This is a genomic window from Winogradskyella sp., from assembly GCF_028282165.1.
Classification (GTDB): domain Bacteria; phylum Bacteroidota; class Bacteroidia; order Flavobacteriales; family Flavobacteriaceae; genus Winogradskyella.
The window spans coordinates 20,663-34,529 of record NZ_JANQIM010000038.1 but is presented as its reverse complement, the minus strand read 5'-3'; the positions used below and the strand labels follow the sequence as shown (position 1 = coordinate 34,529).

Sequence of the window (13,867 nt, the reverse complement as noted above, 5' to 3'; positions counted from 1 at the left end):
ATCTTTTGCCATAGGCGGTAGCGCTAATGCATCTGGAGCCAATGCAACCGCTTTAACACTAGGACAGGCTTCAGGAGATGGTGCAACAGCGCTTTATGGTGGCGTCGCTAGTGGTGAGATATCACTAGCATGGGCTGGATCGGCCACAGGTGGAGGCGCCATCTCATTAGGTGGTGCAGATGCAGGTGGTGAAAATTCAGTTGCGATTCAAGGTGGTAATGTTACTGCGGATAGAGGCTTTGCCTATGGTGCCAGTTCGATTGCCTCAGCTGTTGGTGCAGTAGCTATAGGAGGTGGGAGTACCGCAAGCGGTAACGGATCTTTTGCCATAGGCGGTAGTGCTAATGCATCTGGAGCCAATGCAACCGCTTTAACATTAGGACAGGCTTCAGGAGATGGTGCCACAGCGCTTTATGGAGGTGTTGCTAATGGTGAGATTTCTTTGGCTTGGGCAGGAACAGCCTCTGGTGACGGTAGTATATCTTTGGGAGGTTCAGATGCGAGTGGAGAGAATGCAGTGGTCATTGGAAATGGAACGGTAGCATCTGGAAACGAATCTGTAGCCATTGGTACTAATGTTACGGCTTATTCTTTTGCCGAGACGGTAATTGGTTATGAAAGCAATGCTTATACCCCAGTGAGTACAACAACGTTCAATGCAGCCGATCGCTTATTCGTGGTGGCTAACAATAGTGTTAATAATGCAATGACCTTGCTGAAGAATGGTAGACTTGGATTGTCGAGAATACCAACGACCAATATTTTAGAGGTCAATGGTACGGCTTCTAAAACAGTCGCTGGAGACTGGCTTGCTAACAGTGATAGACGATTAAAGAAGAATATTAAAACGTTTAATGCACAAGATGCCCTGAATAAACTGTTACGAATGCGAGGTGTTACCTATGAATGGAATGATCAAGAAACAGGTAATAATCGTCCAGAAGGACAACAATATGGTTTCATTGCGCAAGAATTGCAACAAGTATTTCCTGAAAATGTGAGTTTAGACAACCAAGGCTATTACCAAACGGCTTATGGTACCTATGATGCACTCTATGTTCAATCAATTAAAGCATTAAATACCAAAGTTGAAATTTTAGAAAAGGAAAATCAAGAACTCAAAACAAAACTTGATGAACTCTATGAGATGGTTAAATCGCTTTCAGAACAATAATGAAGAAGCATGAAGATTATTATGGAGTGATATTGTTGTAGTATTCTCATAATAATTATACATATATTATTGATTTGATAAAATAATACCCGTTTATTTTCCATATATTTAGCTTATATCTCCTTAAGCTATGTTAAAAGTAGAAAAGCTTGGTGTTATTTTAGAAGCAACGTCACACGATTTTGAAAGTGCTGGAGTCTTAAATCCTGCTGTTATTCAGGAAGGGAATCATGTAAAAATGCTTTATCGTGCTTTTAAAGACGGTAATTTCTCGACTATTGGTTATTGCGATTTTGACGGTCCTATTAATCTAAAATCTAGACATGATATCCCCATAATTTTTCCTGAGAAAAACTACGAGATTCATGGTGTTGAAGACCCGAGAATCGTAAAAATTGATGGTACTTACTATATCACCTATACGGGTTACGACGGTAAGAATGCCCTCGGATGCTTAGCGACGAGTACCGATTTGAAGCAGTTTGAGAAGCATGGCATTATTACACCTTCGGCGTCTTTGCAATCCTACAAAATAGCTTTAGATAACAATAGGTCCATTTTCCCAAAATATTTTGAGCATCTACAGACCTATATTGACCGTGGATTGATCCATAAAACAAAGTATAAAGTTTGGGATAAGGATGTTGTATTATTTCCTGAAAAGATCGATGGCCATTTTATGATGATACACCGACTTTTGCCCGGGATGCAGTGGGTGAAATTCAAAAGTTTTTCAGACTTGGATAAAGCATTTTGGAAAGACTATTTATTTCATCTCAATCAATACATATTGATGGATCCCTTGTTCGATTTTGAAAATATGCATATTGGAGCTGGTGCTCCACCAATAAAAACACAACATGGTTGGTTACTTATTAATCATAGTGTTCAATCGACGCCCAAAGGAAGAAATTATCACGCAACCATTGCTCTGTTGGATTTAAAAGACCCAACAAAAGTGACACACAGACTCGATAAACCTTTGTTTTCACCAGATCAACCTTATGAAAAAGTGGGTTATGTCAACAATGTTTGTTTTCCTTCAGGAACCAGTTTGTTTGATGATGATCTCTATATCTATTATGGTGCTGCGGACAACACTATTGCTGTTGCTAAAACAAAGCTTTCTGAGTTATTAGAATACTTATTAAAACTCCCTACTCATGACTACTAAACCTAAAGTCCTCTTTATAAATAGCTATCCTCCAAGAGAATGTGGTATAGCAACATTTACACAAGACACCATTAACGCGATTAATAAATCCTTCAAATCTAATTTTGATTTGGTTGTAGCTGCGCTCAATGAGCATGCTGAGGTTGATAGAACTTATCCTCCTGAAGTTATTTTTGAAGTTGAAAAATCGATTGATGGTTATATTACACTTTCAGAAAAAATCAATGCGGATGACTCCATAAGACTTGTAGTTTTAGAACATGAATTCGGCCTCTACTCTGGGGAATTTGGCAAAGACATTTTAGAATTGACCTCAAGGCTTACAAAGCCTTATATTTTGGTGCTTCATACAGTATTGCCAGAGCCTGAAGTGCAAATGCAATCCGTAGTGTTTAATCTCATCAATAATAGTGAATTAGCTATTGTGATGACCGCACATTCTAGGCGATTATTGATAAAAACTTATCAGATCCCAGAGCATAAAATTAAAACTATTCCTCATGGATTTCATTTAAGACCGTCTGTACCCCCTGAGGTTTTAAAGGCAAAGTACAATTGTAAAAACAAAATAGTACTCAGCACCTTTGGGCTTTTAAGCAGAAATAAGGGGATTGAATTGGCATTAGATGCCTTAAAACAAGTAACACGTCGTGACTTCACTATATATTTTGTATTAGGAAAAACACATCCTGAAGTTAAAAAGCACGAAGGCGAGAGTTACAGGGAGTTTTTAGAGCAGAAAGTAAGAGAAAACGGGCTAGAGGACAATGTGAGGTTTATCAATAGATTTTTGGAATTGGATGAGCTACTGGAATACTTAGAAATGACAGATATTTATTTGTTCACTTCCAAAAATCCATTACAAGCTATTAGTGGTACGTTGACCTACGCCTTAGGTGCCAGATGCGCAGTATTAACCACACCTATTTCGCATGCCAAGGAGATTTTGGACCAGAATGCTGCATTATCGTTCGATTTTGGGGATAGTCAGGATTTGGCTTTAAAAATCAATAAGCTTATCGACGACGAAGCCTTAAGAAAGGAGTTGAGTATTAGAGCACATATTCTATCGCGCAAAGGACTTTGGGAAAACATAGCAATTGCTTACGCTGAAATTTTTAGGGGTATCTTGAAAATCGATGGTAGATTGATCTATACAAAGCCTAAACTTAATCTAGACCATTTCATTAATATTACCGATGAGATTGGGATGTACCAATTCACGGATTTTGAATATCCGAACAAAGACTACGGTTACACTTTGGATGATAATGCCAGGGCACTTTATGTGTTGTTGAAGTATCGCGCTATGTATCCCGAAGACGCATCCATAGCACATCTTGAAGCGATTTATTTGAACTTTATAAAATCGTGCCAGCTTAAGGATGGTATATTTTTGAATTATGTTGATGAGTTTGGCAAGTTTACGGATCAGAACTACTATGTCAATACAGACGAAGCAGCGTCAAGGGCCGTTTTAGGACTTAGTGAAGTGATTAATAGTAATTTGTCAAGTCAAGAATCTAAAGCTATAGCCAAAGCTATTTTAAATACCTACATTCCTTTAATACCACAGGTAAAATCGCCTAGGGCCGTCGGGAAATTAATCAAGGCGTTTTCAGGATTGATGCTTGCCAACAGCACTTACGATTTTAAATCGCGAATTATAACTTTGGCAGACCATCTCTGTGCGCTTTATGACAATACCGCTTCAGAATTGTGGCATTGGTTCGAAAGCAACTTGAGCTATTCTAACAGTGATATTCCCGAAGGGTTGTTTTATGCTTTTGAAATCACTAAAAATGAAAAGTATAAGACCATCGCTGTTCAGAGTTTGGAATTTTTGATTGCCAATATGTACCACGAGGGGATGATCAATCCTATCTCAAACCGTAGTCAGATTACCAAGGAAAGTACCAATCATATTGATCAATTTGGTCAGCAACCCGTTGAAATAGCTTCACTTATAGAATGTTTGGAGATTGCCTACAAGGTTACCAACGATTACCGCTATTACGATCTCCTTATATGTGCCTTTACCTGGTTTATGGGTAATAATGTGCTAAGTCAAATTGTTTATAATCCTGCGACTGGTGGGGGACATGATGGTATAGAAGAACATGGTGTTAATCTTAACCAAGGTGCCGAATCGACACTATCATATCTGGTATCCTTACTTACCGTTGAAAAGTTATTGAAGCAAAAGCAATTAGAAGAGCAGGTCAACAACTGACCTGCTCTTTGGAGTTTTTTTACTAAAGGCTAAAAATTTTTTCATTTCGAGTGTCCCAACTGTTAACGTTGGGACGTATCGAGAGCTATTTTTAGTTAAAAGACTTCTCGATACATCGCGCCAAAGGCGCAACACTCGAAGTGACACTTAATGATACTTTAGCATGGTTTATTATTGCTACTTAATAGGAATATAAAACTCCGTTTTTAGTTTCTCTTCGGCTACACGATCTGGATGGCTAATGTAGCGTTCTCTGCAAGGCACGTCCCGTACTTCGTATTCTGTGTTGAGCAACCACTCATTAAACATGTAATCATAAGCCTGTGCAAAGTGTTTGTAACTGCCTTGGTATAAAAACATAGCGTATTTACCGCCTTTGAGTGTTTTTACACCAACATCACCATTGGGTTTTGCATCTTTGTGAATGATGAGGCAGGCATCATAACGGATTTTGTCTGGTTCGGTGACATTTGGATCATCATGTGGTATACCAATCATTTGTATCCCTTTGGTAAATAGTTTTTGCGATTTTACTTCTGCCCAAAGTTTTTTCCATGCACTAGCATAGTCTAAGCTTTGGTAGTCACCATACATGGTGTAATACAAACAGTTTTGATCTTCGATGTCTAGAATTTTTGGTTTTTTGATGTTGAGTTTTGTAGTCATGGTGTTCTGTTTTTTGATTAATACATTCTTTTTGTTACGATGTGCACTTGGCGAAATTCCAAAATAGTTTTTAAAGGCTTTAGATAAGGACGAGGGTGTCTCAAAACCCACACTGTAAGCAATAGTTTCGATAGAATTATCTGAGTAGCGTAACAGTCTAGCCGCGGTTTCTAAACGTTCCCTAGCAATGTAAGCACCAATAGGTTCGCCTAAAAGTGCCCTTGTAATTCTATGAAAATGAAAGGGTGAAAAATGAGACAGCTTTGCCAACTGTGCAATATCAATTTTACTATCCAAATGGTTATTGATGTACTCTACAACCGTATTGAGTTGCTCTTGATAAATGTGCCTGGTTTGGGATGCTGCTGCCATGTGCTTTGTTTCTATGACTACAAAATTAAAGGTAGAGTTTGAGAATTACTTTTCCAATCTTGCTGAGTTGTTTATAATTAGGTCATTCTGTGTATTGATTTCTTGAGATAGAAGAACTAATTTCGCTTACTAGTACGGAACTTGTTTCAGTATCTATAAAATCTCATTTAGAAATCACCTTATGTTTAAAAACCTAAAAGTAGTAGAACTGGCAAGTGTTTTGGCTGGTCCCTTAGCAGGCACTTTCTTTGCAGAGTTAGGAGCCAAAGTGATAAAAATAGAAAATAAACGCACTAATGGGGATGTGACACGAACTTGGAAACTCCCAACTGAATCCAAAGAAAGATCCATCTCTGCGTATTATTGTGCTGCAAATTTCTCTAAAGAAAGCGTATTACTTGATATGACAGATCGCTCAGACTATGAGATATTGATCAATCATATAAAGGATGCCGATATTGTTATTTGTAACTATAAATCTGGTACAGCCAAAAAACTTAAAGTGGCTTATGATGATTTGAAACCACACAATGCATCGCTTATTTATGCAGAACTCACAGGTTTTGGTGATGACGATCCAAGACCGGCATTCGATGTGGTGCTACAGGCTGAAACTGGATTTATGTTCATGAATGGAGAACCCGATAGAAACCCTGTAAAAATGCCAGTTGCTTTAATTGATATACTTGCCGCACACCACTTAAAAGAAGCTGTGCTTTGCGCCATTATTAACAAGTTAACCACGGGTAAAGGAAAGCATATCAAAGTATCACTTTATGAGAGTGCTTTGGCCTCTTTGGCGAATCAAGCGACTAATTGGTTAATGGAAGGTCATATTCCACAACCCATGGGCACCCAGCATCCCAATATTGCACCTTATGGCGATATGTATCTAACAAAAGATGGCAAGTTACTTGTTTTGGCCGTTGGTTCTGATAAGCAATTTGAAAACTTATGTATGCTTTTAGGATTGGTATTTGACGAGTTCGGAACAAATGCCCAACGGGTAGCTAAAAGAGACGCATTAAACCAGAAAATAAGTGAATGTATCGCCAAAAAAGCATCAGGGTTTTGGGTTTCTGAACTTGAACAAAGCAATATCCCATATGGCATTGTAAAAAACATGCAAGAAGTTTTTAAGGATAGCAAAACAAAAAATATGTTGCTTCATGAAGTTATTGAAGGTATTGAAACGGTTAGGGTGAAAACGGCACTTGTTTAGTTGCTGTCATGTACTTTGTTTCTATGACTACAAAATTAAAAGTAGAATAAGAGCATTACTTTTCCGATCTTTCTGAGTTGAAAATTACGTAGTTCTACGTATTGATTGTTGAACGTAAAACAGCTAATTTTATCCTAATACTGAATAGCTCTGTATTGAGTTCTTAACTATGTTTAAATTAATACATGCGTTTTGTATAACAGATACAGGTGTTTTGTATATCATAAGATATTAAACAGAACAGATTGATATACAAAATGAATGATTATTAATTTATAAAAATCTTAGCATTTATAGAGGTTAAGATATAAAATTAGTAAAATAGTAAAGTACATAAAATACAGATATATATACGAGTTTACCTACCATTTGAAAAAACAAGACTTCACATATCGACAACTTGCCATTGAAAAAACTTTAAAAATTGAAAGTATTACTTCAATGCTTATCAAAAATATAATTGGTTTGGCTATTAATGAAGAAACCAAAACATTAAGTAACAAATCATCTTCATTAAGTTTAAAGTCAAAAGTTGATTTACTATATGATTGCAAAAAAATTAATAAGGAAGAATATTCTATCTTATTACATATTTTAAGCATAAGAAATCAATTTGCTCATAATTTCGATTGTAAAAAATTTGAGGATTTACCAAATTACATAAGTGGAATTGATAAGCCATTATTAAAATACTGTGAAAGCTTAACAGCCGACCATAATCAAAATCTTGTAAATGGTTTTAACAGAATGATTGAGATTATAATGGAATCTTTAAAAATTCAATTTGAAGAGATGATTATCGATTTGAAAAGGCAAACGCGAAATGCAAAAGCCAAATACAAAAGAATTTTAGACAAAAGGCTAAACCATTATGGAATTAAGGAAAAAGAGGAAATGAAGATTTATAGACCTTTATTCATAAAAATTTTTGACGAAGAAAAACAGAATCCTGATGAAGCATCATTAGACTTAAGAGTTCATAATAGAATTTTGGAATTAATAAAAAACGGTAGGTAACAATGTATAACCGCAATTTGCTACCGCCAGTTCGCTTCACTCGTGTCAGCGATTTGACTACCCTTCGACTGCGCTCAGGGTAGGCTATAATCCACTCGGAATTGCGAGCGTCAGTGCTTAACTGAAAAGTAGTAATTTAAAACCAGTAACTGACGATTATACGAGACCGTTGTAGGGTATTTAACGAATACCACTAATTTTGCACAATAAATTTAAAATATAATTGATTAATGTTATCGTTAGATAATTTTCTCGAATTAAGAAATTTAAAAAATAACTTAAATAAAGATTTTACTAATAAGATTGAATACCCTATTAACAAATTAAATAAACCAGTTAATTACGGTAATTACCAATTCAAAGTCAATAAAAGTAAAATCTCATTTAACATATTAAATCATCATAGCCATTCCATATCCAGTGATGATAGATTTCAATTAATTACCAGCTATGACCCAAAATTGAATTTAGGAAGAAGGAATGGTCAAGGTATTATTTGTGCAGACAATAATAATATCCTGATTTTACCAATTTTCTATTCGATTAGATTTTTCGAAAAATTAAATATTTTTGTTTGTTATTTTGACGACTTACATTATTATTTCGATATTAAAGGTAGATATTTAAAAAGTGTCAAAGGTAGTAGCGAGCATAATAAATCACCTCAATTCGCATTTTTAAATGATGACTCACAAACAATAGTTAAAATTGACTTTCCGCAAGAGTACATTCTACATCAAATATTAAGTTACAATATGTTTGTTGTTAAAAAAGATACTTTTTTAGGTATAATTAATAATTCAGGCAAAATACTATTAGAATGTTTGTACGAAAAGATTATTGTAAACGAAGCCAACTCATATGCATTTTTACAAAAAAATAATAGCGTATATAAATTAAATTTAAAAACGTTTGATAAACAACAATTACAATTTCAAGAAATTATTGACTCTAAAAAGGGATTTATTAAAGTTCAACGAAAAGATCAATTTAGATTAAAAAGATATGGACTAATAAATGAAATTGGTGAAACTGTATTGAAGGCTGAGTATGATTTCATAGACTATAATTACACAAATGATCGATTCAAGGTTTTTTCAGGTAATTATAGTTGGAACTGGAGTAAAGCAAGCGACGATGTTTTTATGAAATACATTTTGGATGGATCTTGGAACTATATGGAACTACATGGAACACTAGATAATGGAAAATGGGGAATAATAGATTCTAACAATAAATTAATATTGGATTATAAATACGATTGGATAGAAGAATTTTCAGAAACATATTATTTGATAAATATAGGTGGCAAATTATATAACTATTATGATGGTAACGTTAGAAGAGATTGTTTAGCAATAATAGATGGTAAATGGAATATCAGTGACAAAAATGGGACAATAATAAATAAAACTTTTACAGCGGATATTGAATCTTTAAGAAAAGAGTTAAAATCAAGTAAAATCAAGAAATTCTTTAAAAGCACTGATGTTAAAGCATTAAAAATAAATACCCTACAACAACATGCATAGCTCATTGCGGCTGACCCCAATAGCTATTGGGACACGCAACTACTCATAGCTGAGACCATTAACCCCATTTTCCTTTCTCTTAAACCCAAACATTCCCTAATTTTAAAAATCGATTTAATTTTTTGCGACATTTTTTAACGTATAACGTTATTAAAATACCAAATGCAATAATTATTCAGTTTGAGGAAATGAAATAATTTTGTTTTAGATCGAGACGGAAAGCACAGAGATAGCTGCAGCTATCGTGAGTATTTCCAACGAAGAGATAGGGCAAAAGAAAGAATTTAATAGACTTAATAATTTTTGTTTTTGGTATCAAACTAACCTATCGAAAACTATTTTTGGAACGTTCAAAATTAATAAAAGCCTGTAAGGAAAATGATGCAAAAGCACAGATGCAAGTCTATCTGATGTACAAGGATATGCTGTATAACGTAAGCTTTAGGATTGTTAAAAACGAACACGATGCACAGGACGCTGTGCATGATGCCTTTATTAAAGCGTTTCAGAATATTTCGAAGTTAGAGAACGATCTTAACCTTGGGCCCTGGTTAAAACGTATTGTCGTTAATTGTGCTTTGGATTTTTTGAGGAAGAAAAAGAAATTGGGTTGGCTGCACGATGCCAATCAGCTTCCAGAAACTGAAGACGCACAGGACGATTACGAGAACATGTCTTTAAAATTTGAAGACATTAAAAAAGCGATAGATAACTTAAAGGATAAATACCGAATTATTATTGTGCTGTACTTAATCGAAGACTATTCCCATAAGGAAATAGCACAGCAATTGGGCCTAAATGAAAGCACGGTACGTAATCAATATATAAGAGGAAAACGTCTTTTAAAACAGCAATTACAAAACAGCGTAGTATCATGAGTTTAGAAAAATTTATTAGGCAACACAAATCCAACTTTGATGACAAGTCCATGCCAGAAAGTGCAACATCGGATTTTGAAGCCAGACTAAAAAAGGAACTGCATCAATCGGGTCGAGTAAGACGATTGCGCATCATTAGATATGCATCTATTGCCGCAAGCTTGGTACTGTTTGTTACACTGGGCTTTTTGTACAACAATAGAATAGAACAGCTAGAGATACGGGATAATTTAGTAGTGGCTTTAGACGAAAGCGAGACAAGTAGCTCCCGACTCGAGACCATCTATGAAATAGAAGATCAGTTTCAGAATAAAAAAGAAGATGAAAAAATACTCAATGCTTTTTTTAAAATCTTAAAAGACGATTCTGATGCTAACTCTAAGATTGCCGTTATCGATGCGCTTTTAAAATTTCCGGATAACCAAATGGTGAGAAATAACCTAATTGATGCTTTGGGAGCCGAAAAAGAACCTATAGTACAACTCAAACTCATAAAATCTGTTGCTATTTTAAGAGAGCAGCGCGCAAAAGCACCTCTGAAAAAAATCATAGATAACAAAGAATCTTTACCCTTGGTAAAGGGAAATGCTTCTGCCTTATTAGCCATGTTAAATCAATAAAAAACGAACAAAATGAAAAATATAATAACCCTAGTTGTACTTCTATTGATTGTAGGAGTCACTAATTCACAACAAATCAAGGAAAAACGTATTAAATTCAATCAAGGCACCTTAAAGATATGCTCTAGTTCGCATATGACCATCAAAGGGTATGATGGTAATGAGGTTGTGATAAAAAGCCTCAACGGCGAATTGCCCTTTTCCCACTTCTACAATTTTAAGGACAATAAAAAATTTAAGATTAAGTCTAAAGATACTTTACTAATAAGAAATTATGGTTTTATTCTGGACCAGAATAATGAGAAAGAATTAGAAAAAGGATTAAAGCCTTTGGGTAATAAATCGACCAATCCCGAGGATAATCTATACTTGGATATTACTGAGAAACCTGGTGAGTTGATCATTAAGGATTATAATTACAATAAATCAAACAATAAAAAATTGGTGGGTTATGCTTTGCAAGCTACTGATAAAAAAGGGAAGGCCAAAAAGAGTGAAACATCGAGGGCAGCAGCATTATCGAATGTGCTTTACACTAATAATAAGTACCTCATCTTAATTCCGAATACCATAAAGTTATCATGGAATGCAGAGAATTGCACAAAGAAAAATTCGAATACCTTTTTTCTTAGAACGACGTCTCAACCTTGGGAGTTACATGACTTTAAAGGGGAAGTAGAGATTTCCACCTCCTACAATTCCATAAATCTTACCAACGTTGATGGACCAGTTGTAGCTAACACCATTGGAGGGAATATCACAGTAATTTTTAACGATGATGCGCCAAAAAAGCTGTATTCATTGGTGAGTAACGATGGCTATATAGATGTCACGCTTCCCGATAATTCAGATATTAGTGTTGATGCCACAGGAGATCGCATCTTAAGCAATATAGATTTTACCATTTTAGATGAGACTATTACTGAAGGCACTAAAGGAATGGAACTTCAGTTAAAGTCTGGTAAAACAAAAATGAAATTAGATGCAGGTTCAGGAAGCGTCTATCTTAGAAAGCAAGAGTGATTTTTTTGAGATAAGACGGAATAGATGAAAAATTCAAAAGACTTCATAAGTGACTAAATCCTTAGCATTGAATTTGTTTGTAACAAATTAGCTGATTTTACTACTTACAAGTAAAGGAATTATTAATCTTAAAACGAAACAACATGATACAATATAAAGGAGCACTTGTTTTGGGGGCTTTAATCGGAGCTGGTGTTGCAGTATTATTAGCACCAGATAAAGGAAGTGTAACCAGAGACAAATTAAAAAAAGAAGGTAAAGAAGTTAAAGATCAATTGGTCAGTGACTTTAAGGAAGTAAAAGAAGATATGTCTGAAGCGGCAAAATCTGGTAAAGATAAGTTTAAGGAAGACTTAAAAGAGTTTGCTTCTAAAACGAGTTATAAGACCGAACAAGCTATTACTTTTTTAGAAAAGCAATTGGCTATTCTAAAAGAAAAGAACAAAACGTTACAGCAACCCGGTTAAAAGTTTATTAGGATTGTCATTGCGAAGCCACACGTTTCCGTGTGGCTTCGCAATCTATTGAACGGTAGCTTTTAAATAATACATGACTATGTAATTCTCCCGATAGTTATCGGGATCGAAATCACTCGAACTGACGTTACGTTCTATCCTATGACTAATAACAATTTGTGCTTTATCTGTGGCCATTCTTCTTTTAAGATGCCATAACAGCATGTACTACGCCTAAAGCCATCTTTCATCAATACATCTTTGCGTAAGATACCTTCAAGTGTGGCACCTAGCTTTTCAACAGCACGTCGCGATTTCTTGTTGCGTTCATCTATTCTGAATTCAACCTTTTCAAATTCCAGAGTTTCAAACGCATATTGGAGCATTAAAAATTTCACATTGGCATTTAAGCCAGTACCTTGAAAGTTATGACCTATCCATGTCCATCCAATATGCAATAACTTATTTTTCCAATGGATTAGTCCAAAACGTGTAGAGCCAGCATAAGCTTCTTTTTCTTTATCATAAATGATGAAAGGGATTATGGTTTTATGATAGTAACCATCGACTGCCAATTGTACATAGTCCCTTAATTTCTCAGGAGTTGAAATATTGGATGGGGAATAAAAGATAAGATCTTTTTCTTGGGCGATATCCTCAAGATGTTTGTAATTGCTTAAATCTAAAAGACTTAATCTTACACGGTTGTTTTCAAGAGTTGGTGCTTTCATATTTTTGTCATTCCTGCGAAAGCAGGAATCTTTTTTTATTGAACGATAATCCTTTATACTGGATTCCTGCCTACGCAGGAATGACAGCCTAAACCAATGTATTGATATATTCAACATTAACGATATGCTTACCTTCAAAAGGAAGAATAGTCACTCTATTACCAAACAAATCAATAGCTCTTTGTGATTCTTGTTGTATTCTGTCTTCATCGAGATATTCATCTTCGGTACCATAAATGAGTTTTACCTCAGTGTCGGGACTTAAATACTCAAAATCTTCAGAAGTTAATTCCTTCGGAATACCTCCAGAATGCATCACAAGTTGGGAGCATTGCAATTGCTTGTAAGCCATATAGCGCATCGCTACACTGACACCTTGTGAATAACCAAAAACAATAAGGTTAACATGCTCTGGGATTTGTTCAGCTTCAAAAATGGCATCGAAATAGTTGAGTATATTCTTCATACCTGCCATGGTATTGTCTCTCGTTAACCAATTGGCACCAACATGCATTTTAGGCTGAATGTAATATTTGCTTGGCGCTTGTGGTGCTATAACATAGTTTTCCTCAGCATTCAAGTCCTTAAAAAAGCGAAGAAAATAACGACTTAAATACCCCATGCCATGGCATACAAACCATACGGCTTTTGTGGCTTCTGTAAGTCTATTCAAAGTAGAGTAGGAGTTGCTTGTTTGATAGGTGATTTCTTTTTCTTCCGAATTCATTATTCTTGGTAGTTTCAGTATTTTTGTAATCGACAATAAAACT

The 13,867-nt window shown here is 35.2% G+C and carries 13 protein-coding genes; 10 read left to right on the top strand and 3 right to left on the bottom strand.

From position 1 onward, the window contains the following. The 3 genes from Q0972_RS15520 to Q0972_RS15510 form a co-directional block, all read left to right on the top strand. A partial coding sequence (locus Q0972_RS15520) for a tail fiber domain-containing protein (RefSeq protein ID WP_299367402.1) occupies window positions 1–1,174 on the top strand: 1,174 nt, incomplete at its 5' end. A 130-nt stretch (window positions 1,175–1,304) separates the two neighbouring features. Next, a complete protein-coding gene (locus tag Q0972_RS15515) occupies window positions 1,305–2,348 on the top strand; it encodes a pesticidal protein Cry7Aa (protein WP_299367399.1) in 1,044 nt (347 codons plus the stop codon). After that, complete coding sequence (locus tag Q0972_RS15510; RefSeq protein ID WP_299367396.1) at window positions 2,338–4,581, top strand: glycosyltransferase; 2,244 nt, start codon at window positions 2,338–2,340, stop codon at window positions 4,579–4,581. Before Q0972_RS15515 ends, Q0972_RS15510 begins: the two co-directional genes overlap by 11 nt. A 177-nt stretch (window positions 4,582–4,758) precedes the next feature. Here Q0972_RS15510 and Q0972_RS15505 read toward each other — a convergent pair whose 3' ends face one another. Continuing rightward, the gene (locus tag Q0972_RS15505) at window positions 4,759–5,619 is read right to left on the bottom strand and encodes a GyrI-like domain-containing protein (protein WP_299367393.1); all 861 of its coding nucleotides are present in this window, start codon (window positions 5,617–5,619) and stop codon (window positions 4,759–4,761) included. A gap of 181 nt (window positions 5,620–5,800) precedes the next feature. Between Q0972_RS15505 and Q0972_RS15500 the strand changes: the two genes are divergently transcribed. From Q0972_RS15500 to Q0972_RS15470, 7 genes are all read left to right on the top strand, one after another. Then, window positions 5,801–6,841 carry a CaiB/BaiF CoA-transferase family protein gene (locus tag Q0972_RS15500; RefSeq protein ID WP_299367390.1) on the top strand — a complete coding sequence of 347 codons (1,041 nt, stop codon included), beginning with the start codon at window positions 5,801–5,803 and terminating at the stop codon, window positions 6,839–6,841. A gap of 369 nt (window positions 6,842–7,210) precedes the next feature. Then, entirely contained in the window at window positions 7,211–7,858 is a 648-nt protein-coding gene (locus tag Q0972_RS15495) for a hypothetical protein (protein ID WP_299367387.1), read from the top strand. A 230-nt stretch (window positions 7,859–8,088) separates the two neighbouring features. Beyond that, a complete protein-coding gene (locus Q0972_RS15490; RefSeq protein ID WP_299367383.1) occupies window positions 8,089–9,390 on the top strand; it encodes a WG repeat-containing protein in 1,302 nt (433 codons plus the stop codon). Between the two features lie 341 nt (window positions 9,391–9,731). After that, the gene (locus Q0972_RS15485) at window positions 9,732–10,268 is read left to right on the top strand and encodes an RNA polymerase sigma factor (RefSeq protein ID WP_299367380.1); all 537 of its coding nucleotides are present in this window, start codon (window positions 9,732–9,734) and stop codon (window positions 10,266–10,268) included. Next, on the top strand, window positions 10,265–10,888 hold the full coding sequence (locus Q0972_RS15480) for a HEAT repeat domain-containing protein (RefSeq protein WP_299367377.1): 624 nt from the start codon (window positions 10,265–10,267) through the stop codon (window positions 10,886–10,888). The genes Q0972_RS15485 and Q0972_RS15480 overlap by 4 nt, the downstream gene beginning before the upstream one ends. Before the next feature lie 12 nt (window positions 10,889–10,900). Next, window positions 10,901–11,911 (top strand): hypothetical protein, encoded by a 1,011-nt coding sequence (locus tag Q0972_RS15475; protein ID WP_299367374.1) that lies wholly within the window; start codon window positions 10,901–10,903, stop codon window positions 11,909–11,911. Between the two features lie 143 nt (window positions 11,912–12,054). Further along, complete coding sequence (locus Q0972_RS15470) at window positions 12,055–12,378, top strand: YtxH domain-containing protein (protein ID WP_299367371.1); 324 nt, start codon at window positions 12,055–12,057, stop codon at window positions 12,376–12,378. Window positions 12,379–12,521: 143 nt separating this feature from the next. Here the strand turns inward: Q0972_RS15470 and Q0972_RS15465 are convergent, their stop codons facing one another. Together Q0972_RS15465 and Q0972_RS15460 are read right to left on the bottom strand one after the other, a co-directional pair. Then, window positions 12,522–13,097, bottom strand: coding sequence for a GNAT family protein (locus tag Q0972_RS15465; RefSeq protein ID WP_299367368.1), 576 nt, complete (start codon window positions 13,095–13,097; stop codon window positions 12,522–12,524). A gap of 88 nt (window positions 13,098–13,185) precedes the next feature. After that, a complete protein-coding gene (locus Q0972_RS15460; RefSeq protein ID WP_299367365.1) occupies window positions 13,186–13,824 on the bottom strand; it encodes an esterase in 639 nt (212 codons plus the stop codon). Window positions 13,825–13,867: the final 43 nt, after the last annotated feature.

Bases quoted from the DNA above. Each gene is read 5' to 3' on its own strand.
- Q0972_RS15515 (WP_299367399.1), top strand. From the start codon at position 1,305: ATGTTAAAAGTAGAAAAGCTTGGTGTTATTTTAGAAGCAACGTCACAC.
- Q0972_RS15510 (WP_299367396.1), top strand. From the start codon at position 2,338: ATGACTACTAAACCTAAAGTCCTCTTTATAAATAGCTATCCTCCAAGA.
- Q0972_RS15505 (WP_299367393.1), bottom strand. From the start codon at position 5,619: ATGGCAGCAGCATCCCAAACCAGGCACATTTATCAAGAGCAACTCAAT.
- Q0972_RS15500 (WP_299367390.1), top strand. From the start codon at position 5,801: ATGTTTAAAAACCTAAAAGTAGTAGAACTGGCAAGTGTTTTGGCTGGT.
- Q0972_RS15490 (WP_299367383.1), top strand. From the start codon at position 8,089: ATGTTATCGTTAGATAATTTTCTCGAATTAAGAAATTTAAAAAATAAC.
- Q0972_RS15480 (WP_299367377.1), top strand. From the start codon at position 10,265: ATGAGTTTAGAAAAATTTATTAGGCAACACAAATCCAACTTTGATGAC.
- Q0972_RS15475 (WP_299367374.1), top strand. From the start codon at position 10,901: ATGAAAAATATAATAACCCTAGTTGTACTTCTATTGATTGTAGGAGTC.
- Q0972_RS15470 (WP_299367371.1), top strand. From the start codon at position 12,055: ATGATACAATATAAAGGAGCACTTGTTTTGGGGGCTTTAATCGGAGCT.
- Q0972_RS15465 (WP_299367368.1), bottom strand. From the start codon at position 13,097: ATGAAAGCACCAACTCTTGAAAACAACCGTGTAAGATTAAGTCTTTTA.
- Q0972_RS15460 (WP_299367365.1), bottom strand. From the start codon at position 13,824: ATGAATTCGGAAGAAAAAGAAATCACCTATCAAACAAGCAACTCCTAC.